19 protein-coding genes and 1 tRNA gene are annotated in these 22,250 nt (G+C 72.9%); 10 read left to right on the plus strand and 10 right to left on the minus strand.

The genetic code is table 11. The features are described 5' to 3' along the window. Window positions 1–2 precede the first annotated feature (2 nt). On the minus strand, window positions 3–377 hold the full coding sequence (locus ACFWP3_RS02075) for a VOC family protein (RefSeq protein WP_384215485.1): 375 nt from the start codon (window positions 375–377) through the stop codon (window positions 3–5). A 94-nt stretch (window positions 378–471) separates the two neighbouring features. Between ACFWP3_RS02075 and ACFWP3_RS02080 the strand changes: the two genes are divergently transcribed. After that, a tRNA-Cys gene (locus tag ACFWP3_RS02080) sits at window positions 472–548 on the plus strand. A gap of 42 nt (window positions 549–590) precedes the next feature. Next, complete coding sequence (locus tag ACFWP3_RS02085; RefSeq protein ID WP_384215486.1) at window positions 591–2,084, plus strand: ankyrin repeat domain-containing protein; 1,494 nt, start codon at window positions 591–593, stop codon at window positions 2,082–2,084. Window positions 2,085–2,125: 41 nt separating this feature from the next. Here the strand turns inward: ACFWP3_RS02085 and ACFWP3_RS02090 are convergent, their stop codons facing one another. Then, window positions 2,126–3,253 (minus strand): serine hydrolase domain-containing protein, encoded by a 1,128-nt coding sequence (locus ACFWP3_RS02090; RefSeq protein ID WP_384215487.1) that lies wholly within the window; start codon window positions 3,251–3,253, stop codon window positions 2,126–2,128. A 129-nt stretch (window positions 3,254–3,382) separates the two neighbouring features. Here ACFWP3_RS02090 and ACFWP3_RS02095 point away from each other — a divergent pair, with 129 nt between their 5' ends. The 4 genes from ACFWP3_RS02095 to ACFWP3_RS02110 all read left to right on the plus strand — a co-directional run bounded on the left by ACFWP3_RS02095 (window position 3,383) and on the right by ACFWP3_RS02110 (window position 6,377). Continuing rightward, the gene (locus tag ACFWP3_RS02095) at window positions 3,383–3,880 is read left to right on the plus strand and encodes a SigE family RNA polymerase sigma factor (protein WP_384215488.1); all 498 of its coding nucleotides are present in this window, start codon (window positions 3,383–3,385) and stop codon (window positions 3,878–3,880) included. Further along, complete coding sequence (locus ACFWP3_RS02100) at window positions 3,873–4,304, plus strand: hypothetical protein (protein ID WP_384215489.1); 432 nt, start codon at window positions 3,873–3,875, stop codon at window positions 4,302–4,304. Before ACFWP3_RS02095 ends, ACFWP3_RS02100 begins: the two co-directional genes overlap by 8 nt. A gap of 90 nt (window positions 4,305–4,394) precedes the next feature. Continuing rightward, window positions 4,395–5,600 carry a mannosyltransferase family protein gene (locus ACFWP3_RS02105; RefSeq protein ID WP_384215490.1) on the plus strand — a complete coding sequence of 402 codons (1,206 nt, stop codon included), beginning with the start codon at window positions 4,395–4,397 and terminating at the stop codon, window positions 5,598–5,600. Between the two features lie 33 nt (window positions 5,601–5,633). After that, a complete protein-coding gene (locus ACFWP3_RS02110; RefSeq protein ID WP_384215491.1) occupies window positions 5,634–6,377 on the plus strand; it encodes a tyrosine-protein phosphatase in 744 nt (247 codons plus the stop codon). Window positions 6,378–6,401: 24 nt separating this feature from the next. On the opposite strand, the gene ACFWP3_RS02115 is transcribed toward ACFWP3_RS02110, so the two are convergent. Continuing rightward, window positions 6,402–6,779, minus strand: coding sequence for a PRC-barrel domain-containing protein (locus ACFWP3_RS02115; RefSeq protein WP_384215492.1), 378 nt, complete (start codon window positions 6,777–6,779; stop codon window positions 6,402–6,404). Between the two features lie 120 nt (window positions 6,780–6,899). Between ACFWP3_RS02115 and ACFWP3_RS02120 the strand changes: the two genes are divergently transcribed. Further along, window positions 6,900–7,115, plus strand: coding sequence for an antitoxin MazE7 (locus tag ACFWP3_RS02120; protein WP_384215493.1), 216 nt, complete (start codon window positions 6,900–6,902; stop codon window positions 7,113–7,115). Between the two features lie 2 nt (window positions 7,116–7,117). Here ACFWP3_RS02120 and ACFWP3_RS02125 read toward each other — a convergent pair whose 3' ends face one another. The 5 genes from ACFWP3_RS02125 to ACFWP3_RS02145 all read right to left on the minus strand — a co-directional run bounded on the left by ACFWP3_RS02125 (window position 7,118) and on the right by ACFWP3_RS02145 (window position 14,467). After that, window positions 7,118–10,021, minus strand: coding sequence for a glycoside hydrolase family 2 TIM barrel-domain containing protein (locus ACFWP3_RS02125; protein WP_384215494.1), 2,904 nt, complete (start codon window positions 10,019–10,021; stop codon window positions 7,118–7,120). 36 nt (window positions 10,022–10,057) lie between these two features. Next, window positions 10,058–11,035: a hydroxyacid dehydrogenase gene (locus ACFWP3_RS02130; protein WP_384215509.1), complete on the minus strand. Its 978-nt coding sequence runs from the start codon at window positions 11,033–11,035 to the stop codon at window positions 10,058–10,060. A 74-nt stretch (window positions 11,036–11,109) separates the two neighbouring features. Further along, window positions 11,110–12,042 carry a carbohydrate ABC transporter permease gene (locus ACFWP3_RS02135; RefSeq protein ID WP_384215495.1) on the minus strand — a complete coding sequence of 311 codons (933 nt, stop codon included), beginning with the start codon at window positions 12,040–12,042 and terminating at the stop codon, window positions 11,110–11,112. Continuing rightward, window positions 12,039–12,968, minus strand: coding sequence for a carbohydrate ABC transporter permease (locus ACFWP3_RS02140; protein ID WP_384215496.1), 930 nt, complete (start codon window positions 12,966–12,968; stop codon window positions 12,039–12,041). The genes ACFWP3_RS02135 and ACFWP3_RS02140 overlap by 4 nt, the downstream gene beginning before the upstream one ends. Window positions 12,969–13,144: 176 nt before the next feature. Then, complete coding sequence (locus tag ACFWP3_RS02145; RefSeq protein ID WP_384215497.1) at window positions 13,145–14,467, minus strand: ABC transporter substrate-binding protein; 1,323 nt, start codon at window positions 14,465–14,467, stop codon at window positions 13,145–13,147. A gap of 298 nt (window positions 14,468–14,765) precedes the next feature. On the opposite strand from ACFWP3_RS02145, the gene ACFWP3_RS02150 reads away from it, so the two are divergent. Both ACFWP3_RS02150 and ACFWP3_RS02155 read left to right on the plus strand, forming a co-directional pair. Continuing rightward, window positions 14,766–15,269: a hypothetical protein gene (locus tag ACFWP3_RS02150; protein ID WP_384215498.1), complete on the plus strand. Its 504-nt coding sequence runs from the start codon at window positions 14,766–14,768 to the stop codon at window positions 15,267–15,269. 176 nt (window positions 15,270–15,445) lie between these two features. Continuing rightward, window positions 15,446–16,729: a hypothetical protein gene (locus ACFWP3_RS02155; RefSeq protein WP_384215499.1), complete on the plus strand. Its 1,284-nt coding sequence runs from the start codon at window positions 15,446–15,448 to the stop codon at window positions 16,727–16,729. A 51-nt stretch (window positions 16,730–16,780) separates the two neighbouring features. On the opposite strand, the gene ACFWP3_RS02160 is transcribed toward ACFWP3_RS02155, so the two are convergent. Beyond that, complete coding sequence (locus ACFWP3_RS02160) at window positions 16,781–17,740, minus strand: LysR family transcriptional regulator (RefSeq protein ID WP_384215500.1); 960 nt, start codon at window positions 17,738–17,740, stop codon at window positions 16,781–16,783. Window positions 17,741–17,923: 183 nt separating this feature from the next. On the opposite strand from ACFWP3_RS02160, the gene ACFWP3_RS02165 reads away from it, so the two are divergent. Further along, window positions 17,924–21,400 (plus strand): M28 family peptidase, encoded by a 3,477-nt coding sequence (locus ACFWP3_RS02165; protein WP_384215510.1) that lies wholly within the window; start codon window positions 17,924–17,926, stop codon window positions 21,398–21,400. Between the two features lie 308 nt (window positions 21,401–21,708). Here the strand turns inward: ACFWP3_RS02165 and ACFWP3_RS02170 are convergent, their stop codons facing one another. Further along, window positions 21,709–21,999, minus strand: coding sequence for a hypothetical protein (locus tag ACFWP3_RS02170; RefSeq protein ID WP_384215501.1), 291 nt, complete (start codon window positions 21,997–21,999; stop codon window positions 21,709–21,711). Window positions 22,000–22,250 lie beyond the last annotated feature (251 nt).

The raw sequence follows: 22,250 nt of genomic DNA on the forward strand, positions 1-22,250 counted from the left end.
CGCTAGAAGCCTTCCTTCTCCGTCAGCAGCATCAGGGCGTTGCCGTCGAGGTCGCGGAAGCCGGCCATCCGCCCCCAGGGGGCCTCGTCCGGTCCGTTCACCTCGACACCGGCCGCCGCGAGCCGCGCGCAGTCGGCGTCGACGTCGGCCGTGACCAACATGATCCCCCGCTCGGAGCCGGGCGTGAAATCGCCCATTCCCGGGCCCGAGAGCGTGAAGACGGTCTGCGCTCCCGCAGGGGCGACCTGCAGCCAGCGCATGGGTCCGACCTGGCGGTCGGCGCGGACCTCGAAGCCGAGTACGCCGGTGTAGAAGGCGAGGGCCCGGTCCTGGTCGGTGACGGGAAGGGTGACGAAGGAGGCGTGCGTGATGTTCATGGCTCCAGCATAGGTAGGCGATTCCCTACGCGTCAAACGTAGGAGATTTCCTACCGATGAGAGGCGGCGGGCGGTCGATACGATCACCGGCGGCAGGGCCGTAGCGCAGAGGTCGTCGCACCTGGCCTGCACAGCCGGAGGACGTCGGTTCGAATCCGACCGGCCCTGCCACCCTCCCGCCCCTCCCCCCGCCGCCCCGAAGGGTGATGACCTGTGAGCAGAGGACCGCTGGTGGGCGGGCTCCCCGTGGAGGAGGTCGCGCTGTGGCACCGGGTGCGGCGCTTCGCCGTGCCGCGCTGGATGATCGAAGGCGCGACCGCGGCCCGGCTGGCCGGGGACTGGCGCGCGGCCTGCGCGGCCGCGGCGGTGGACGTCGCCCTCGACCCGGCCCGGATCGGGGCCGCGCACGGGGACGCCGTACGGGACGCCGCCGAGGCCGACCTCGCGCACCTGGCACCCGACCTGCTGCGCTGGCACCTGCCCCGGGCGCTCGTCGCCGGCACGATGCTGATGGGCGGCCGCGTGGTGCTCCTCGCCCGCTACGGCGGAGGCGGGCACGAGCGCGAGCACGGGTACGGACGCGAGCACCGGCACGAGCCCGGCTCCCCCGCGTCGTACCTGGTCGCCCGCACCCCTCCCGCGTGGGACGCCCCGCAGCGGCCGGTCCTGGACTTCGTGGCCGCCGACGACCCCGGCCTGCGCCGCGCGTACCTCGTGGACGACTGGACCGCGGCCCGCCACTTCTGGGACGCCCGGTACGCCCCGCAGCTCCGCGCCTGGTGCGGCGGCGCCGCGGGCCGGCTCCCCTTCTTCCGCGCGGACGGCACTCCGCTCGGCGCCCGGGAGCTGCCCGACACCGAGCCCGGCCCCGCCGATCCGGCCGCCCGGGAGGAGTGGATCGCGGTCCTCCAGGCCCGCGGGGACACGGTGGGGGCCTTCACGGCCGCGGGCGTGGAGGTCGACCCGGCCACGTGGGCGCTCCCCGCCCGGTGGGGCCCGGGGCAGCCGGAAGCCATCGTCTCGGCGCTGCCCCTGGACCTGCCCCGGCTCGTCCGGGAGCTGCCGCGCCTGATCGCGGCGGGGTACGCCGCCCGGTTCCGGCTGCCGGGCACGTACCGCGGCGAGGTCGTGCTCGAAGCCGCCGGCCCGGGAGCCGGCGCCGCCCTGCGCGCGCAGGTGACCTCGTACACGAGCACCGGAGCCACGGTCCCCGGCATGGTGTGGCGGCGCGTGCCCGACCTCCAGCTGGTCCGCACCGGCCGCCTCACTCCGGAAGAACTGCACCCGCTGGTGGCGGCCGCCCTGTTCCCGGCCGCGGGCCTCGTCGCCGGGCCGCCCGGACCGGCCTCCGTCCTCGAACCGGTGCGGGTCAGGTGCCGGGGCGAGTGGCACCTGGTCGGCTTCCGCGACGGGGAGCTCCGCATCCCGCACAGCGCGCGGGAGCAGCAGCGCGAGCAGGCCCTGACGGCCTTGGGCGGCGCCGTCTCCGGCTGCTTCGCCGTGCGGCGCGCGTGGGCCACGGGGCAGGGCCGGCTGCCGCGCGCCCTGCGACCGCTGCGCCGGGAGGTCTTCGAGCGCGCGCGGCACGGCGACACCCCGGGGATCGACGCCCTGCTGGCCGCCGGGCTGGACCCCGCCGTCCGCGACCCCGAGAGCGGCGACACCCTCGCGCGGATGCTGGAGCGCCTCGCCCCCGGGGCGGGCTGAAGCCGCCGGGCCGGGCTGACGCCGCCGGGGAGGAGAGCGGTCTACGCGACGGCGGAGCGGATCGCGTCCGAGAGGCGCCGGGCGGTCGTGTCCGACCGGGGGCTGACCAGCCGGGTACGGGTGAGGGCGAAGGACAGCCCGCGCTCGCGGTCGGCGAAGGCGATGCTGCCGCCGCTGCCGTGGTGTCCGAAGGCGGTGCGCTCCCCGGCCATGGCGGGCAGCCCGAGGAAGTAGCCCAGCCCCTTGGCGTGCCGGGCCATGAGCATGAGGTCCTTCCCGTCCACGGCCACGCCCGCGGCGTACGCCGTGCGCTCCGGCGAGAGCAGCCGCACCCCGTCGACCTCGCCGAGCAGCGCCGCGTACAGCCGTGCGGCGGCCCGCGCCGTGGTGGTGCCGCCGGCGGGCAGGTCGCTGAGGAGGTACGAGGCGCGGTTGGCGAGCTCGGCGGTGGTCCACACGGACCGGTTGGGCGCGACGTAGCGGCGGAAGGGCACGGTGGGCGGGAGCGCCTCCAGGTAGGCCTCCCAGCCGCCTTCCACCAGCGGGGCCGTACGGGCGAGTTCGCTCCGCGGCAGGCCGAAGTACAGCTCGTCGGCGATGCCCAGCGGCTCGGTCACGTACCTGCGCAGGGCGTCGGCCGGGGTCAGCCCGGTGATCCGGCGTACGGTCTCGCCGAGGATCCAGCCGAAGGTCCAGCCGTGGTACCCGCTGGCGGTGCCGGGCTCCCACAGCGGCCGCTGCGCGGCGACGGCCGCGCACATCGCGTCCCAGTCGCACAGCTCTGCCGGGGTGACGGCGGCGGGCAGCTGCGGCACTCCGACGGCGTGCGTCAGGGCGTGCCGTACGGTGGCGCGCCCCTTGCCGTGCTCGGCGAACTCGGGCCAGTAGCGGGCGATCGGGGTGTCGTAGTCGAGGAGTCCGCGCTCGGCGAGGACGTGGACGAGGGTGGCGGTGAAGCCCTTGCCGGTCGAGAAGCTGTGGACCAGCGTGCCGGAGGTGAGCGGGCGGCCGCCCGGCCCGTCCGCCCGGCCCGCGTGCGCGTCGAGCAGCGGTTCGCCGTCCAGGTAGGCGGCCGCCTGGAGGCCGCTCTCCCGGCCCGACGCCACGAGGCCGTCGAGGATCTCGCCGGCCCTGGCCCGCACGTCGTCCGCCCTCACCCTGCGCTGCACCCGCGCATCATGACACCGCGCCACCGCTGTGACGCCACTCACACGATTTCCTGCCGGCCCGTGTCGACCGGATGCTGGTCGCCGGGCGTATGCCTGGTGAGAGGGACACATGGAGTTCGGGAGCGATTTTTGACCGTCGAGGAGTTCGAACAGTTCTACGCACAGGCGGCGGGACGGCTGACAGGCCAGTTGTACGTCATGCTCGGCGACCACCACGAGGCGCAGGACGTGGTGCAGGAGGCCTTCGTCCGGGGCTGGGGCAGACGCCGTCAGCTGGACCGGGACGGCCGGCCCGAGGCGTGGATCCGCACCGTCGCCTGGCGGCTCGCGGTGAGCCGGTGGCGCGTGCGCCGTCGCAGTGCCGAGGCCTGGCAGCGCACCGCCCCCGCGGGCCATGTGGAGGGTCCGGGGCCGGAGGCGGTCGCCCTCGTCGACGCGCTGCGGCAACTGCCGCTCAAGCAGCGCCGGACGATGGCGCTGCACTACGTGTGCGATCTGACGGTCGAGCAGATAGCCGCCGAGACCGCCCTGTCCGCGAGCACGGTCAAGACCCACCTGTCCCGGGGCCGGGCCGCCCTCTCCCGCCGGCTGCAGGACCCCCGCATTGAGGAGGCACCCGATGCATGACGCCCAGGATCCGCTGCGGTCCCTGTTCCGGGAAGCCGCCTCCGCCGGGCAGAGCGGTGCGGTGCTCCCGCCCGTCTCCGACATCGCCCGGCGCGGCGAGCGGACCCGGCGGCGCAGGATCGTGTCCGTCGCGGCCGCCTGCCTGCTGGTCATCGGCGGAACCGGCACCGCCGTGGCCACGCTGCTGCCGCACGACCGGGAGCCCGTCCTCCCGGCGACCAGCCCCTCTTCCGCGCCGCCCTCTCCCGTCGCCACCTCTCAGGGCCCGTCGGCCGAACCGAGCTCCACGGCGGAGGGCATGTCCCGCCGGCCGCCCCAGAGCACGTCCACGTCGCCGGGCCCCCCGCCGGCCACCGGCACCTCGGCCACGGGCCCCTCGGGCGCGGAGACCTCCTCCCTGCCCACGACGCGCCCGCCCCGGTAGCCCTTCCCCCGTCCAGCGCTTGAGCGGACACCGGCCCCGGAACCACGGCCGGCGGTTCCGCACGCCTTCAGCCGAGCAGGAGATCCCTTCATGTCCGTTTCCGCGCCGCCCCGGCCGCCCGTCGAGGTCCCCCTCCGGCCCGCCGTGCGCCGGCCGGTGCTCACGTGGCGCCCCGGCCGTGCGGACCTCGAGGTGCTGTGGCTCTACCTGCTGACCCGCGTCGGCCTGTGGACCACCGCGGGCGCCGTCCGCTGGCTGTTCCCCTCCGACGGCCAGGCCCGGGAACCCGCGTCGTTCCTGGCGCCCTGGCAGCAGTGGGACTGGGTGCACTACCTCCACATAGCCCAGGACGGCTACTTCCCCGGCCGGGCCGGTCCCTGGACGGCGGGCTGGGACAACCGGGAGGCCTTCCTCCCCGGCTTCCCCCTCACCCTGCGCGCCGTCCACGCCGTGGTCCCCGACTGGGCCGCCGCGGGAGCGCTGATCTCGTTCGCCGCGGGCGGGGTCGCCGTCCTGGCGCTGGCGCGCATCGCCCGCCACCACCTGCCCGACCCGGACGCGGGCCGCCGTACGGTGCTCTTCCTGCTGCTGTCGCCGTGCGCCGTGTTCCTCGCCGCCGGCTACACCGAGGCCCTGTTCCTGGCGCTGGCCCTGCCCGCCTGGCTGGCCGCCCAGAACCGGAACTGGCCGGCCGCCGCGGTGCTGGCCTGCCTGGCCTGCTCCGTACGCGTCACCGGGCTCTTCCTCGCGGCCGCGCTCGCCCTGAACTTCGTACTGACCGCACGGGAGCGCCGGGCCTGGCGTTCGGCGCCCTGGCTGGTGCTGCCCGCCCTGTCCCCCGCCCTGTTCAGCTGGTTCCTGCAGACGCGGACCGGGGACTGGATGGCCTGGAAGCACGCCCAGGAACGCGGCTGGTACCGGGACTTCCACACGCCGTGGGACGCCTGGGCCAACACCTGGGAGGCGGCCTTCGGCCAGCTCCACCCCACCGGCTACGCCCTGATGTGGCAGGCCGAGCTCCTGGCCATGGTGACCGGGGTGGTGCTCCTGGCCCTGCTCGTACGCCGCCGCCGCTGGCCCGAGGTCCTGTACATCGGCCTCACCCTGTGGGCGCTGGGCACCTCCTACTGGTACACCTCCGTGCCCCGCTCCACCCTTCTGTGGTGGCCGCTGTGGATCGGCCTCGCCGCCTGGAGCCTGCGCCGCCCCCAGGTGCTGACGGCGTACCTGTGCGTCGTGGCCCCGCTGGCCACCGTGGTCGCCGTCACCTTCCTCACCGGGCGGTGGGCGGGCTGACCCCGCCGGCCGGTCACGGCATAGAGTGCCGCCGTGGACAGACACATATCCTTCGAGCGGCTGCACAACTTCCGTGACCTGGGCGGCTATCGGACCGCGGACGGCCAGGCGGTGCGCTGGGGCCGGCTGTACCGGTCCGACTCCCTCGGCAAGCTGCGCGACGGGGACTGGGAGCGGTTCCTGGAGCTCGGCGTCGCGGCGGTCATCGACCTGCGGTACTCCTGGGAGATCGATGCGAAGGGCCGGGTGCCCGAGCACCCGTCACTCGCCTACCACCACCTCAGCATCGAGCACCGCCCGTACGACCAGGCGGCCCTCGGCCCGGACGTCGAGACCGGCCCCTACCTCGCCGAGCGGTACCTGGAGGTCGCGCACGACGGCGTCGGCGAACTGCGCACGGCCCTGGAGGTGATCGCCGCCCAGCAGGGCCCGGTGGCATTCCACTGCGCGTCCGGCAAGGACCGCACCGGCCTGCTGGCGGCCGTGGTCCTGGACCTGCTCGGCGTCCCCGAGGAGGTCGTCGTCGAGGACTTCGCCCTCACCGGGCTCGCGACCGGCCGGCTGCTCGCGGACTGGCGGGCGGACCACCCCGGCCAGGAGCCGGCCTGGCCGGGATACGGGCAGGCCCCGGCCGAGGTGATGCGCCTGTTCCTCGCCGCCCTGGCCCGCGAGCACGGGTCCGTACGGGCCTACGCCGCCGACCTGTTGGGCGCGGACGAGAACCTGGTCGCGGCCCTGCGCGCGAACCTGCTCGAACCCGCCCGGCAGCCCGCCTGACGCCGCCCTCCCCGGACGGTCGTACTAGACGCGGTTCCCGCCGAACGGGCCGCCGAACGGGCCCACGGCCCAGTAGGTGACCAGCGCCTCGCGGTAGTCCGGGTCGCCGAGGTGCCGCTCGCGGAGGAACTCCGGTGCGGCCTTGATCTGCTGCCTGGTTCCGTCCACGTACACCGTCCGGGTCTCCGGGTCGACGCGGGTCACCGCGCCCGCCGGGACGAGGACCTCCCTGCCGAAGATCCACACGCCGGTGTCGACCACCAGATAGGCGTCGCCTGCCTCGTCGTTGTGCTGGTCGACCTTTCCGATGCGGCCGTCCGTCGCCTCGACCGTGTAGCCCGTCAGATCGGTGCCGGCCAGGTGCCCGGAGGCCGGCCGGAAACTCCACACATGCTCCGTCACGCGAAACAGCTCCTCCGGTCGGGCGGGGACGGCGGGCCCGTCCCGCCGCACCCCCTCGCCTGCCCGGTGAGCGCATCCGTAACCACCCCGTCGGCACCTCGGACGGCGCATACTCGGACCATGGCTGACACCACCACAGTCGAGGTCGACACCGATGTCCACGACCGCCTCGCCGCGCTCGCCGCGGCCCGTGGACTGAGCCTGCGCGCGTACCTGGCCCAACTCACCGCCGCCCAGGAGAACGAGGCCGCCCTCGACCGTGCCGCCCGCGCCTTCGAGCAGGCGGTGGCCCGGCCCGGGTTCCGCGAGGGCTTCGCCCGCGACTTCGCCGTCTGAGCTCAGCCCGCCGGGGCGAAACCGAGCCGGAGCGCCGTCGGCCGGGCGCGCAGCGCGTGCTCGGGCAGCTGGCCCGGCCCGCACGAGGCCGTGCCGAGTCCGTGGTGTGCGGCGTCGAGGTGGACGTGGACCCGCTCGCCGGCCGTGAGGTCGGTGGTGTGCCGGGCGGCGGCGAGTTCGGCCTGCGTCCAGCGGCGGACGGTCAGGTCGTACCAGGGCGCCCCGGTCACCAGCAGTCCGCCGTCCGCGCCCGTCAGCCGGGCCCAGCGCACCCGGTGCCGGTTGCCGTTCTCCTGCGGACGCACGTACGGGGTCTGCCACGCGTCGACCGTGCGCCGGTGGAGTCCCAGCCGGGCCGCGGCCGCCGAGTCGCGGTACGCCTCTCCCGGGCCGAGCCCGTACCAGTCCACGGTGTCGATCCAGCCGGGCAGGGCCGTGCGCAGTCCGATGCGCGGGAGCGGGCCCGGCCAGTCCCCCTCGGGCACGACGGTGAGGTCGAGCCACAGGGTGGAGCCGTCGGTGTGCCAGCCGTAGGTGGTGCGCATCGCGGCGTCGGTGCCCGCGGGCGCCACCCGGGTGGTGACGGTGAGGGCGTCGTGGGAGGCGTCCAGCGCGGTCACCCGGGCGGTGAGCCGGTGCAGTCCGAGGGCGTGCCAGCCGTCGGCCGCCCGGTCGCCGAGCCGGTCGTTGTCGGTGGGGGCGCGCCACAGTTCGAGGGCGGGCGGGTCGAGCGGCAGTCCGCCGAGGGCGCGCAGGCTCCCGGTGGCCGCGTCGAACCGGCCGGGCCCGACCAGGAGGTCGGCGCCCTGCCGGGACAGGGCTGCGCGCCGGCGCCGCGGCGGCGGCGCGGGGGCCGTCACCGCCTGGCCCCAGGCGATCTCGTGGCCCGCCCCGGCCCAGGGCTCGTCGCGGGCCAGGCGCGCGGTGACGGTGAAGGCCCGTTCGGCGTCCTTCGCGGGCGGCAGCGGGGGCCACGGCAGCAGGATGTGCTCGCCGGGCCGCAGGACGGGGACCGGCAGCGGGCCCTGCGCGAGGAGTTCGCCCTCGACCTCGGCCCGCCAGTCGAAGCGCAGGTGCGCGGTGTCGCGGAAGTCGTGCCCGTTGCGGATCAGGATGCTCTCGCCCGCCGGGTCCGGGTCGATGGCGACGGGCTCGATGACCTTCTTGTACTCGGCCAGGCCCGGGGAGGGGGTGCGGTCGGGGAAGAGGAGTCCGTCGGCGACGAAGTTGCCGTCGTGGACGGGCTCGCCGAAGTCGCCCCCGTACGCGTGGCGGGTGCGCCCGTCCCCGGTCCGCCGGGCGATGCCGTGGTCGATCCACTCCCAGACGAAGCCGCCCTGCAGGCGCGGGTACCGCTCGAAGAGCCGCTGGTACTCGGCCAGTCCGCCGGGTCCGTTGCCCATGGCGTGCGCGTATTCGCACAGGATGAAGGGCAGGGCGCGGCGGTGCGCGTCGAGCGCCGGGTCCGTGGTGGCCGGCTCCTCACCGCGGCCGATCAGCTCGGTCTCGGCGTGATCGGCGTACATCCGGCTGTAGACGTCGGTGTAGCCGCTGTCCTGGTCGCCCTCGTAGTGCACGGGCCGCGAGGGGTCCCGGCGCCGGGTCAGGGCGGCCATGGCGGCGAGGTTGCGGCCGGTGCCGCTCTCGTTGCCGAGGGACCACATGATGACGCTGGGGTGGTTCTTGTCCCGTTCGACCGTGCGGCTCATCCGGTCGAGGTACGCCTCCTCCCAGCGCGGGTCGTCGCTCGGGTTGGCGCGCCGGCCGAGGGGCTCGAACCCGTGCGTCTCCAGGTCGCATTCGTCGACGACCCACAGGCCGAGTTCGTCGCACAGGTCCAGGAAGGCGCTGTCGGGCGGGTAGTGGCTGGTGCGGACGGCGTTGATGTTGTGCCGTTTCATCAGCAGCACGTCGCGGCGCATGGTCGCGTACGAGAGGGTGCGGCCGCTGTCCGGGTCCCATTCGTGGCGGTTGACCCCGCGCAGCAGCAGCGGACGGCCGTTGACCCGCAGCAGCCCGTCCTCGACGGAGACGGTGCGGAAGCCGATGCGGATGCGCACGCGTTCGCCCGCGGTGACGAGTTCGCCCTCGTAGAGGTGCGGCTGTTCGGCGGTCCAGGGCAGGACGGCGGGGAGGGTGTGCGGGCCTGCCGGGTCGGCGTCGTGCAGGCCGAGTGCCGGGACGTGCAGGCGGGCGGCGGCTCCCGAGGTGTCCACGCGGAGGGTGCCGCGGCCGGTGGTGTGCTCGTAGTCCGCGTGCACGAACACGTCGTCGAGGCGCTGTTCGGGCCGGGCGAGGAGGCGGACGGGCCGGAAGATGCCTGACAGCCACCACATGTCCTGGTCCTCCAGGTAGCTGCCCGCGGACCACTGGTGGACGCGGACGGCGAGGACGTTGCGGCCGGGGCGCAGGGCGCCGCCGGCGTCGAACTCGGTGGGCAGCCGGCTGCCCTTGCCGTCGCCGAGGCGCTGCCCGTTGAGCCAGACGGCGAAGCAGGAGTCGACTCCCTCGAAGCGCAGGACGGTGCGGTCGGCGGGCCAGGGCTCGGGGAGGGTGAAGGCGCGGCGGTACTCGCCGGTCGGGTTCTCGTCGGGGACGTGCGGCGGGTCGACCGGGAAGGGGTAGGTGACGTTGGTGTAGGCGGGGGCGCCGTGGCCGTGCAGCTGCCAGCAGGACGGTACGGGCAGCTCGCCCCAGGTGTGGTCGTCGAAGCCTGGGGCCTCGAACCCCGGGCTGAGGTCGTGGGGTCCGGCGGCGAGCCGGAAGCGCCACGGCCCGTCGAGTGCGAGGTCCGGGGCGTCGGAGCGGAGCGCAGCCCGGGGTGCGAGCCGGCCGCTGCCGGGCGACCGGTCTTCGACGTACGCGGTGTGGGGGGTGGGGACGGAGGCGGGGGTGGTGCTGGTCATGGGCGGGCCGTTCTCCTACGGGATGTCGTGCCGGGGTCACGCCGAGCGCAGCAGCTCGTCCGGGCCGACGCCGTGGGCGAAGGGGCGGCCCTGTGCGTAGCGTTCCACTTCGTCGATCGCCCAATGCGTCATACGGGTCAGCTCGTTGCCCAGTGAGCCCGCGATGTGCGGGGTGAGGAGCACATTGGGCAGGGTGTAGAGGGGCGAGCCGGCGGGCGGCTCCTCGGGGTCGGTGACGTCGATGACGGCGTGGATGCGGCCGGTCCGCAGCTCGGCAACGAGGGCGTCGGTGTCGACGAGGGAGCCCCGGGCGGTGTTGACGAGGGTGGCGCCGTCGGCGAGCCGTCCGAGCAGTTCCGCGTCGAACATGTGGTGGGTCTCGGGAAGCTGGGGTGCGTGGATGGAGACCACGTGGCTGCGCGAGACGAGTTCGCCGAGCGGGAGCGGGCACACGCCGAGGGCGGCGGCCTCCGCCGGGTCCACGTACGGGTCGTACAGCAGCACGTCGAGGTCGAAGGGGCGCAGCAGCTCGATGACGCGGCGGCCGATGCGGGAGGCTCCGACGATGCCCACGGTGCGGCGGTAGTTGCCGTGTCCGGCGAAGTACGGCAGGAGTTCGTACGCCGTCTGCTCGCGGCGGTAGCGCCGGGCGCTCTCCAGGACCCGTTTGTTCGCGAACAGGATGGCGGCGAGGGTGAACTCGGCGACGGGCTGGGCGTTGGCGTCCGCGGCGGAGGAGACGGTGATGCCCCGCTCCCAGACGGCCGGGGTGACGTGGTGTTTGACGGACCCGGCGGCGTGGACGACGGCCTTGAGCGCGGGCAGCCGGCGCAGCGCGTCCTCGTCGAGGACCGGGGACCCCCAGTGGGTGAAGAGGACCTCGGTGCGGGCGAGCAGCTCCGGGTCGGCGGCCCGGTAGTCGGTGACGAGCAGTGCGGGGTCGGTGTCCGCGATGCGGGGCAGCCGCTCGAACGCGGCGGCTTCGAGCAGGGTGCGGTGGATGGTGGCGCCCATGGCGAGCAGGGTGCGCGGGGGCGGGGCGGCGGCCGGGTGCCCGGGGTGCCGTACGGGCGCGGTGGTGGTCACGGTCACTTCACCGCGCCCGCGGTCAGGCCCGAGCGCCAGAAGCGCTGGAGGCAGAGGAAGGCCACGGCGAGCGGCAGGACGGAGACCAGGGAGCCGGTGATGAGCAGGGCGTACTGCTCGGGGTACTGGGTCAGGGTGGCGTTCCAGTTGAACAGGCCGAGCCCGACCGGGTACAGGTCGTGGTCGTTGAGCATGACCAGCGGGAGGAAGAAGCTGTTCCAGCTGCCGGTGAAGGAGAAGAGGAAGACGGTGACGAAGGCGGGTGCGAGCATCGGCAGGGCGACGGAGCCGAAGATGCGCAGTTCGCCGGCGCCGTCCATGCGGGCGGCCTCCAGGGTCTCGCCGGGGACGTAGCCCTCGGAGAAGATCCGGGAGAGGTAGACGCCGAAGGGGCTGACCAGGCCGGGGATCAGGATGGCCCAGTAGCTGTTGACGATGCCGACCTTGGAGGCGAGCAGGTACATGGGAAGGGAGATGACGGTGGCGGGGACGAGCAGGCCGAGGAGGATGAAGCCGTACAGCTTCTCCTTGCCCCGGAAGTCGTACTTGTCGAAGGCGTAGCCGGCGCCGAGGCTCAGCAGGGTCGAGGCGAGGGACCCGAGCACGGAGTAGACGAAGCTGTTGAAGAGCCAGCGCCCGAAGATGCCGTCGTTGTACGTGAAGAGGTCGCCGAGGTTGGCGAGCAGGTTGAAGTCGCCGAGGGTGAAGCCGGGTTTGCCGAAGAGGTCCGCGTTGTTCTTGGTCGCGGCGAACAGCAGCCAGGTGAGCGGCATCAGGGTGTAGAGCGCGATCAGGACGAGGAGGCCGTTGACCGCGGCTTTCGAGGCGAGGATCCGGCCGCCGGTGCGGGGGCGGCGCGGCGGGTGCGGGGGGCGGCGGCGCGGGGTGCCGTCGGGCGCGGGGGGCGTGGTCTTGTCCACGGTGAGGGTGCTCATGCTTCCTTCCACCGGTTTCCGAGCCTGGTGACGACGAAGGACAGGAGGGCGCCGAGCAGGGCCAGGATGAGCGAGGCCGCGGCGGCGATCCCGTAGTCGTGCTTGGAGAAGGCGGCCTGGTAGATGAACATCGTCGGCGACCACTCGGGCGACAGGCCGGTGGCGTCGTAGCGGAAGGTCTCCGGTTCGGTGAACAGCTGTATGGCGCCGATGCAGGTGAAGAGGGTGGTGAGGACCACCGAGGAGCGGATCATGGGGATCTTGACGGACAGGGCGGTGCGCAGGGCGCCCGAGCCGTCGACGATCGCGGCCTCCAGGGTCTCGCGGGGGATCGCCTGCAGGGCCGCGTAGAAGATCACCATGTTGTAGCCGATCCACTGCCAGGTGGTGGCGTTGACCATCGAGAAGAGGATGGCGTCGTCGCCGAAGAAGTCGACTTCGGCGCCGGCCCAGTCGAGGAACTGGTGGACGGGGCTGAGGCCGGGGGTGTAGAGGAACACCCAGATGATGGCGGCGATCAGTCCGGGCACCGCGTGCGGCAGGAAGACGGCGAGCTGGAAGAACCGCTTGGCGCGGGCCAGGGCCGAGTCGATGAGCAGGGCCAGGACCAGGGCTCCGCCGATCATGACGGGGATGTAGACCGCGCAGTACACCGCGATGTGCAGGAAGCCCGTCTGCAGGGCGGGGGCGGTCAGTGCGCGGACGTAGTTGTCGATGCCGCTGAAGAAGGTCTGCGTTCCGCCGAAGCCGAGGCCGGAGGACTGCTCGCGGAACAGGCTCAGGTAGGCCGCGTACCCGATGGGCACGACCATGACGGCGAGGAAGAGCAGGACGAACGGTCCGATGAGCAGGGCGGCGGCGGTGCGCTGACCGCGCCGGCTGCGGCCTGGGCGCCGTGTGCTGCTGGGGGCGAGCGGTGCTGTCACCGGGGCACCTCCGGGGCCGGGGGGGGGTGAGGACGGGCGGGGGAAGGGGAGTCGCTGATCGGGCGTACGGGCGGATGGGGGCGGGGGCCCGGCGGCGCGGTGGGGTGCGGTGCCGTGGGGTGCGGTGCCGTGGGGTGCGGTGCGTGCGCCTGCCGGGCCCGGCCGGTCCGCTCCTCCTACTTCGCGAGCTTCAGACCGCGGTCGTTGATCAGCTTCTCGGCCGTGGCCTGCGCCGTGTCGAACGCTGCGGCGAAGTTGCCGTCCTGGGCCTTGGCGAGGGCGGCGACGAGTTCGACCGAGGTCGCGTTGTGCACCGGGCTCCAGACCCAGCCGGTGGCTATGTTCGGGACCTGCTCGGAGGCGGTGGCGTAGATGTCCTGGCCGCCGTAGAACTTGGTGTCGAAGGAGGCCTTCGCCGTCTCGCGGAGCGCCTCGTCCGCGGGCATGGCGCTGGAGGTGCCCATGCTCAGCCGGGCCTTGACGGCCTCCGGGCTGGTGGTGGCCCACTTGATGAACTCGGCGGCGGCCTCGGCCTTCTTGCTGTCCTTGATGACGGCGAAGGAGGAGCCGCCCACCATGCCGATCTTGCCGTCACCCCAGCCGGGGAGCGCGACGGAGGCCCACTTGCCCTCCTGCTTCGCCTGCTCGGTCTTGAGGCCGCCCGCGCTCCAGGAGGCGCCGAGGCGGGTGTAGACCTTGTTCTCGGCGGCCGCCTTGGTCGACTCCGGGCTCCACGCCTTGTGGTTGAACACCAGGTCGTTCTTGACCAGGTCGCCCCAGTACGCGGCGACCTTCTTGGTGGCGGCGTCGTTGATGTTCACCTTCCAGGCGTCGCCCTCGGTGCCGTACCACTTGGCACCGGCCTGCTGGGCAAGGCCCGCCCAGGTCGCGGCCTCGTCGCCCCAGAACGAGGTGATGCGCGCCTCGGGGTCGGCCTTCTTGATCTCCTCGGCGGCCGTTCTGAACTCCGCCCAGGTCTTGGGGACGGCGATCTTGTGCTGCTCGAAGAGGTCCTTGCGGTAGTAGAGCATCTGCGGGCCCACGTCGAAGGGCGCCGCCCACTGCTTTCCGCCGAGGGTGACGAGCGCCTGCACCTGGGCGGGCTGCTTCTTGACGGTGGGTCCGAGGAGCTTGGAGGAGTCGGCGAGCAGCCCCTGGGTGACGAGGTCGGGGACGGCCTGGTACTCGACGTTCATCACGTCGGGGCCGTTGCCGGCCTTCACGGCGGCGGCGAGCTTGTCGTAGCCGCCGGACTGGCCGGCGGGCACCTCGGCGAACTTGACCTTGATGGTGTCGTGGCTCGCGTTGAAGGCCTCGGCCGTCTGCTTCGTGCCCGGCATCCAGGACCAGTAGGTGATCTCCACCGGCTGGGCGGCGGTACCGCCGCCCGCGGCCTGGCCGGAACCGTCGCCGCCACCGCAGGCGGTGGCCAGAAGCCCCAGGGCGGCGAGGGACGCGGTGGCGGCGGCTATGCGGAACGAACGTGAAGTGCGCGACATGGCACGGCTCCTACGGGGCCTCGTATGGAAGGAGTGGGGTGAACGGGCACCATCGTTTGTCCGAAACCGATCGCCGTCAAGGGTGAACGCACATAACAATCGAGTAGACAGACCGTTTTCACGAGATATCGATCGAGACGCTCAATACGTTCACCTCGAAGGGCGAAGGGCGGCTTCAAGCCAGTAGTTGAGCTGCACCTGACAATTCAAGGTCCCTGTGCCACTCTCCGTGACGCACTCCCGCGAGGCCTCCGGGCCCTCGCATCACCCCCACAAGGACGTGGCAAGGAGGAGCGACATGAGGCACATCCCCACCCTCACAGGACTCGCCGCACTGGCGATCGCGGCAACCGTCGCCGGTACGACGGCGGCCGTCGCGGCAGGCCCCACCGTCGACCAGAAGGCGGACGGGGTCATCGTGGTCGCCGGCAGCACCTGCACGTGGACCAACGCGAGCACCAGCGCCGTCCCGCCGAACGCCCTCACCGTCGACCGCACCACGATCAACAAGCCCGGCGGCAACCTCGCCTGCAACGGCGGCATCACCGCCACCCTCAACAACAACCCCGCCTTCACCTTCGACGACGCCGGCGCCGTGGCGCGCACGGACGCCATCGACATCACGGGCAAGCAGAGCTTCATCTCCTGTAGGTACAAGGCGACGAACCTGGTGTGGGACCGGGACGGAACCACCCGGAAGTACACCAACAGGCCCTTCACGGCCACCAAGACCTCGGGCAGCTTCCTGTGTCCGGGGTCGGTCGCCACCGCGGCCGGGGACGCCTCCATGCTGTTCCACTGAGCACGGCCCGGCGCCCGGCCCGGCCCGGCCCCGTCCGCGCACGCACCGGACGGGGCCGGGCCTCCCGTCCCGCACTCCCGGGGAGCGGACGCCCGTGAAGTGCCGTCAGCCGGACTCGGGTACCCGGTGGTTCGGGGTTTGCACGGCCGCGATCCGAAGATCTACATTCTCGCTACATGACCATGTCACGCAGGACGATCATCAAGGGAATGGCCGCCGCGCCGTTCGCCACGGCCGCGGGCGCCGCCCTCGCCCCCGCCACGGCCGAGGCGGCCACCATCTCCCCGGGCCAGTTCACGCTCGCCGAGCGGACCTCCAACGCGTCGGGTCGCTTCGCAGAGCACATAGCCGGCCTGGCCCGCACCCTGCCCCGCGCCCAGGTGTCCGACGTACTGGCCCTCGCCAACCGCGAGGCGACCCGCCTCTCCTCGGCCCCCGCGGGGATCGGCGGCTTCTCGCACGGCTTCACCTGGAACCCGGGCGACCAGGACGCGGTCGAGTGGATCCCGCAGGGCATCACCACCAGCGCGGACGCGCTCGGCGCCGGTCTGTGGCCGGCGGGCGGCAAGCGGGTCGTCCTGGTCTCCTGGTACTTCGAGACCGACCCCGACCAGGACGAGGTCGACGACTTCCCCCTCGACAAGGGCATCCGCGTCAGCTTCGTCGACCTCACCTCGGCCGCCGCGCCCGTCTACCGGCACGTCCTGCTGGTGGAGCCCGTCCGCGGGGCCGGCGGCACCTTCACCTACGAGCCGGTCCGCAAGCACGCCGGCGGCATCATGTGGTACGGCAACCGGCTGTACGTCGTGGACACGTACAAGGGCCTGCGGGTCTTCGACATGGACGCCATCCTCGAAGTCTCCACCGGCCGCCCCGACGCCTGCGGGCTCCAGTCCGACGGCAGTTACCACGCCTACGACTACCGTTTCGTCCTGCCGCAGTGCGCGGCCTACGACAACACGGGCACTCTGCTGCGCTTCTCGGCGATCGGCCTCGACCGCGCCTCCAGCCCGGACAACCTCACCGTGAGCGAGTACGCGAAGAGCCTGACCAGCCCCGCGGTGGACTACACCGGGACCGGCTGGAACGGCAACGGAACCAAGGTGGCCCTGCCCAAGATCGTGCGCTGGCCGCTCGACTACACGACCCGCGGACTCGCCTCCACCACGGCCACCGAGGCCGTCACGGTCAAGCAAGGCAAGATCCAGGGCGTGGTCTCGCGGAAGACCAGGCACTACCTGTCGGCGAGCGACGGCCCCGACTCCAACGGCAGCCTGCGCACCGTCGTGTCCGGCACCGACACTCCCTCCACCGTGGTCCGCCTCGGCAAGGGCTGCGAGGACCTCAGCTTCCACGGCTCCGATGCCGCCGACTGGGCCTACCGCGAGTCCGTGATCTGGAACCTGAGCGAGTACGCGGGCCGGCGCGACGTCTACGCGGTCTTCGCCGACGGCTCCTGAGCCGGCTCCCGCACCCGCGGCGCGCCCCGTGCGGTGCGTCCGCTCCCCCGGTCAGTCGAGGAGCGGATGCACCTCCGGGTGGGCGTCCCACCACTCCTTGTGGAACCCGTGGTTGGCGACATTGGCCAGATGGGCGCGGGCCGCGGCGCGGTAGAGCAGCTCCGCCTGTCCGGCCGAGACCGCGGAGCGGTTCCAGGCCAGCCGGATCCGGCCGGTGACGGGGGACCCGGCGAGCGGCCGCATCACCGTGCCCGCCACCGCCGGGGCCGTCGGCTGGCTGAGGGAGACGGCCCGCCCCGCCGCGATCAGGTCGTAGTGCATCTTGCGGTCGGTGATCCGGTGCCGCAGCGACGGTACGAACCCGGCCTTCGCGCAGGCGGCGACCAGGGCCTCCGGGCCGCCGTCGTCGTCCTCCACCAGCGTCATCCACGACTCGCCGGCGAGGTCGGCCAGTTCGATGCGGTCCGAGCCGGCCAGCGGGTGCGCCGCCGACATGCGGATGCAGAACGGCTCCCTGGGGATGAGCGTCCGGGCCAGGGTGCCCTCCGGGAGCGGTACCTCGTGCTCGTTGACCTCCCCGTACACGATGGCGTCGTACCGGCCGGCGCCGAGCATCCGGGCCAGCGCGGTCACCGAGTCCTCGAGGTCCACGGTGATCTCCTGGCCGGACATCGACCGGTCGGTCTCGGCCAGCAGTCCGTCCAGCAGGACGAGCAGGATGCAGCCCAGCCGCAGCGGGGTGCCGGTGGCGATGGCCCGCGCCTCAGCGCCCAGGGCCTCCATCTCGCCGAGCACCCGGCGGGCCTTGGCGAGGACGAACTGGCCGAGCGCCGTGGGCTCCACCCCGTTGCGGCCCCGCACGAACAGCTCGCCGCCGGTGACCCGTTCGATGCGGCGCAGCTGCGCCGAGAGCGCGGGCTGGGACACCCCGAGCCGCCGCGCCGCACCGCCCAGGCTGCCCGCCTCGGCGATCCGGCAGACGGCTTGCAGGTGCCTCAACTCCAGCTGCATCCGGGCAGCGTACGCAGCGGGCCGCCACCGCACCATAACTCCGGGCTTATGCCTGCCGAGATGTCCCATTTCCGTCATGTCCACGCCCATACTCGGCCGCGAACGAGCACGCACTCCCCCCACCCACCCCCACGATCGGAGTGGACGTTGCAGCCCACCAGATGGACGGCGGCCGTGGCAGCGATGGCGCTGACCGCGAGTCTCGCCGGCACCCTGGCCGGGACGGCATCGGCAGCGCAGCAGGCGCAGCCCGCACCGTCCCCGCAGGACACCCCGGCCGCCCGCGCGGTCGCCGCCGCCGACCGGGCCGTCGACAGCGGTCTCGACTCCCTGGTCAACTCCTCGCAGGAGCAGTACGAACGGCGCCAGGTCACCCCCTGGATCAAGGACCTCTACTCGGTGGCGTACGAGCGCAGCTACCGCGGCCTGCCGGTCGTCGGCGGCGACGCGGTCGTGCTCGCCGACGGGGACGGCAGGGTACGGGCCCTGCAGTCGGCCTCCTCCGTACGGATCGAGGTGGCGACCCGGCCGACCGTCGGAGCCAAGGACGCCGAGACCGCCTCACGGGCGCGGCTGGCCTCCGTCGACAAGGTCGACAGCAGCCGGCTGGTCGTACGGCTGAAGGACGACAAGCCGGTCCTGGCCTGGGAGACCGTCCTGTCGGGCCGGACCCGGACGGCGCCGAGCAAGCTGCACGTCTTCGTCGACGCACGCACCGGCGCCTTCGTGGACAGCTACGACGACGTGGTCGCCGGCAGCGGCAGCAGCAAGTGGAACGGGCCCGGCCCGCTCACCATCGACACCACCAACTCCGGTTCCACCTATACCCTGCGCGACCCGAACCGCACCGGGCTGAGTTGCGCGGACTACAGCACCGGGACCGTCTTCACGAAGTCCACCGACTCCTGGGGCACCGGCAACCCCACGAGCAAGGAGACCGGCTGCGTCGACCTGATGTTCGCCGCGCAGAAGCAGTGGGACATGCTCGGCCAGTGGCTGGGCCGCAACGGCGTCAGCGGCAACGGGCGCACCTTCCCCGCCAAGGTCGGGCTGAACGAGCTCAACGCGTACTGGGACGGCAGCTCGGTCACGATCGGCCGCAACAGTGCCAACGAGTGGATCGCGGGCGTCGACGTGGTCGCCCACGAGTACGGGCACGCCATCGACAGCAACACCCCGGGCGGGACGGGCGGCCAGGAGGCCGGGCTCGGCGAGGCCACCGGTGACATCTTCGGGGCCCTGACCGAGGCGTACATCAACCAGCCGTCCCCGTACGACACCCCGGACTACACGGTCGGCGAGGTCATCAACCTCCAGGGCCGCGGGCCGATCCGGAACATGTACAACCCGGCGGCCGTGAACAACGACCCGGCCTGTTACAGCTCGGCGATACCCGGCACCGAGGTGCACGCGGCGGCGGGCCCGATGAACCACTGGTTCTACCTGCTCGCCGAGGGCACCAACCCGGGCGGCGGCAAGCCGTCCAGCAGCACCTGCAACCAGACCACGCTGTCCGGCGTGGGCATCCAGAACGCCGGCAAGATCTTCTACGGCGGGATGCTGCTCAAGACCAGCGGTATGTCGTACAAGAAGTACCGTACGGCGACGCTCGGTTCGGCGAAGTCCCTCGACACCACCTGCGGCCTCTTCGCCAAGACGAAGGCCGCCTGGGACGCCATCAGCGTGCCCGCGCAGCCAGCCGACCCGACCTGCACCCCGAGCGGCCAGAACAACGACTTCTCGCTGGCGCTGAACCCGTCCTCGGGCACCGTCCAGCAGGGCGCCTCGGCCACCACCACGGTCGCGACCAGCGTCACGACCGGTGTCGCCCAGTCGGTGACGCTCACGGCGAGCGGCCTGCCCGCCGGGGTGAGCGCCTCCTTCAGCCCGGCCACCGTCCAGGCCGGCCAGTCCTCCGTGCTGACGCTGACCGCCACCGCCAACGCGGCGCCCGGCACCTCCACGGTCGTGGTCAAGGGGCAGGGCGCCGCCCTCTCCCACACCGTCGACTACACGCTGAACGTCGGCGGGACCCAGCCCGGCAACGACCCTCCGGACATCAGCGTCGCCAACGTACGGGCGCACCTGGCCCAGTTGAACACCATCGCCACCCAGAACGGCGGCCACCGCCGCGCCGGCAGCGCCGGCTACACCCAGTCGCTGGCGTACGTGAAGGGCAAGCTGACGGCCGCCGGCTACACCGTCACCGAGCAGAACTGCTCCACCTGCACCTACCCGTCCAACAACCTGATCGCCGACTGGCCCGGCGGCCCCGCCGACCAGACGGTCATGTTCGGCGCCCACCTCGACGGCGTCGCGGCCGGCCCCGGCATCAACGACAACGGCTCGGGCTCCGCGACCCTGCTGGAGAACGCCCTCGCCCTCGCCCAGCAGAACCCGACCATGACCAAGCACGTCCGGTTCGCCTGGTGGACCGACGAGGAGCAGGGCCTCAACGGCTCCGAGTTCTACGTGAACCAGCTGACCGCCGCCCAGCGTTCGGCCATCAAGGGCTACTACAACTTCGACATGGTCGGCTCCACCAACGGCGGCTACTTCGTCAGCAACCTCAACTCCGCCACCGCGGCCCCGCTCAAGGCGTACTGGACCTCGCTGAACCTCGCGCCGGAGGAGAACACCGAGGGCCAGGGCCGCAGCGACGACTATTCCTTCCAGCAGGCGGGCATCCCCACCTCCGGCTACGCGGCCGGAGCCAGCGCCCGCAAGACCTCGGCGCAGGCCGCCAAGTGGGGAGGCACCGCGAACGCGGCCTACGACCCCTGCTACCACAGCTCCTGCGACACCACGAACAACATCAACGCCACCGTGCTGGACCGCAGCGCCGACGGCGTCGCCTACGCGCTGTGGAAGCAGGCCGTCGGCGGTGAGACGCCCGCACAGGACTTCTCCCTGTCCGCCAGCCCGTCCGCGGGCACCGCGGCTCCCGGCGGCTCCGCCTCCGCCACCGTCAACACCCGGACCGTCAGCGGCGCCGCCCAGACGGTGGCCCTGTCCGTCTCCGGGGCCCCGGCCGGGGTGAGCGCCACGCTCAGCCCGTCGTCCGTCCAGTCCGGCAGCTCCTCGGCCCTCTCGGTGCAGGTCGGCGCGAGCACCGCGCCCGGTACCTACACCCTGACGGTCACCGGCTCCGGAACCGTCAGCCACACCACCACCTACACGCTGACCGTCAGCGGTGGCGGCGGCACCTGCACCCCGCGCCAGCTCGTGGCCAACGGCGGCTTCGAGAACGGCAGCAGCCCGTGGTCCGCGACCACCGGGGTCATCACCAGCCAGTCCGGCCAGGTCGCGCACTCCGGCCGGTACATGGCCTGGCTGAACGGCTGGGGATCGTCCCACGCGGACAGCGCGGCGCAGTCCCTGACGGTCCCGGCGGGCTGCACCTCGTACCGGCTCTCCTTCTTCCTCCACATCGACACGGACGAGAACGAGAACGTCGTCTACGACCGGCTCACCGTCTCGGTGGGCGGCCAGACCCTGGAGACCCTCTCCAACCTGGACGCCAACACCGGCTATGCGCAGAAGACGTACGACCTGGCACGGTTCGCCGGGCAGACCGTCAGCCTGCGGTTCGACGGCGCGGAGGACCAGTCCCTCCAGACGTCGTTCGTGGTGGACGACGTCACCGTCCAGGTGACCTGACCGCCACCCGACCCGACCACCTGACCACCTGATCGCCGGGCTCCTCCCCCACCCGGGGGAGGAGCCCGCCGCGTCACGGCATGAGCCGGTACTCGGGAAAGTTGCCGGGCAGCCGTTCGCCCTCGGGGCCCTCGGTGACCGCGTGGACGAGCAGCTCGCCGCCGACCTCAGGGTGGGCGGGGCAGGGAGGTGGCTCGGGTGCGGCCGCCTTCGCACGGGGCGGCCGTACGCGGAGGCTACGGCGGCGGGCGGTCCGCCCGTACGTACGGCGGGCGCCCGATGGCCGGTTCTGCTCGGCCCACGTCCCCCTACTGTCGCCGGCCCGACGCGCCCTTTCCGGTCTCCGGGGCGATCAGGGCCGTCATCCCGGGGTCCAGCTCCGAGCCGTCCACCAAGACGGCCTCGACCGTGCGGGTGGCCGGGTCGATGTCGGCCTCCATCCCCTCCCCGACGTAGCGGGGGTAGCCGGAGGCGCCCGTCTTGCCCGTCGCCTCGACCACCGCCGATCGCAGGGGATGGTCCGCCTGGGGTGCTCCGCTCCGGTTCTTGACGTGCTCGGGTACCAACAGGATCTCGAAGCGCTGCGGCTCGGTGGTCATGTCCCGACGCTAGACACCGCCGCTCCGGCCAGGCAAGGACCCGCAGGCCCTGCGGGGAGCACGGCGGGCAAAAGTCACGAGGTCGGCTCTGTGGCCGGCCGGGGGAGGACCGCACACGCGGTGCTTTCCCGGCTACCGTCCGGCCTAACGCGCCGCCCCGGCGCCCGGGCGGCGCGGTAGGCCGGACGGTAGCCGCGGGCGCGCCCCAGGTCCCGGAGGAGGTAGGTGGAGGCGCGGGCCGCCGCGCACTC

Source organism: Streptomyces sp. NPDC058525, from assembly GCF_042719495.1.
GTDB lineage: Bacteria > Actinomycetota > Actinomycetes > Streptomycetales > Streptomycetaceae > Streptomyces.

Excerpts from the sequence above, each read along its gene's own strand:
- ACFWP3_RS02165 (WP_384215510.1), top strand. The coding sequence starts at position 17,924 with ATGGCGCTGACCGCGAGTCTCGCCGGCACCCTGGCCGGGACGGCATCG.
- ACFWP3_RS02075 (WP_384215485.1), bottom strand. The coding sequence starts at position 377 with ATGAACATCACGCACGCCTCCTTCGTCACCCTTCCCGTCACCGACCAG.
- ACFWP3_RS02150 (WP_384215498.1), top strand. The coding sequence starts at position 14,766 with ATGAGGCACATCCCCACCCTCACAGGACTCGCCGCACTGGCGATCGCG.
- ACFWP3_RS02100 (WP_384215489.1), top strand. The coding sequence starts at position 3,873 with ATGCATGACGCCCAGGATCCGCTGCGGTCCCTGTTCCGGGAAGCCGCC.
- ACFWP3_RS02130 (WP_384215509.1), bottom strand. The coding sequence starts at position 11,035 with ATGGGCGCCACCATCCACCGCACCCTGCTCGAAGCCGCCGCGTTCGAG.
- ACFWP3_RS02125 (WP_384215494.1), bottom strand. The coding sequence starts at position 10,021 with ATGACCAGCACCACCCCCGCCTCCGTCCCCACCCCCCACACCGCGTAC.
- ACFWP3_RS02145 (WP_384215497.1), bottom strand. The coding sequence starts at position 14,467 with ATGTCGCGCACTTCACGTTCGTTCCGCATAGCCGCCGCCACCGCGTCC.
- ACFWP3_RS02155 (WP_384215499.1), top strand. The coding sequence starts at position 15,446 with ATGACCATGTCACGCAGGACGATCATCAAGGGAATGGCCGCCGCGCCG.
- ACFWP3_RS02170 (WP_384215501.1), bottom strand. The coding sequence starts at position 21,999 with ATGACCACCGAGCCGCAGCGCTTCGAGATCCTGTTGGTACCCGAGCAC.
- ACFWP3_RS02135 (WP_384215495.1), bottom strand. The coding sequence starts at position 12,042 with ATGAGCACCCTCACCGTGGACAAGACCACGCCCCCCGCGCCCGACGGC.
- ACFWP3_RS02120 (WP_384215493.1), top strand. The coding sequence starts at position 6,900 with ATGGCTGACACCACCACAGTCGAGGTCGACACCGATGTCCACGACCGC.
- ACFWP3_RS02160 (WP_384215500.1), bottom strand. The coding sequence starts at position 17,740 with ATGCAGCTGGAGTTGAGGCACCTGCAAGCCGTCTGCCGGATCGCCGAG.
- ACFWP3_RS02105 (WP_384215490.1), top strand. The coding sequence starts at position 4,395 with ATGTCCGTTTCCGCGCCGCCCCGGCCGCCCGTCGAGGTCCCCCTCCGG.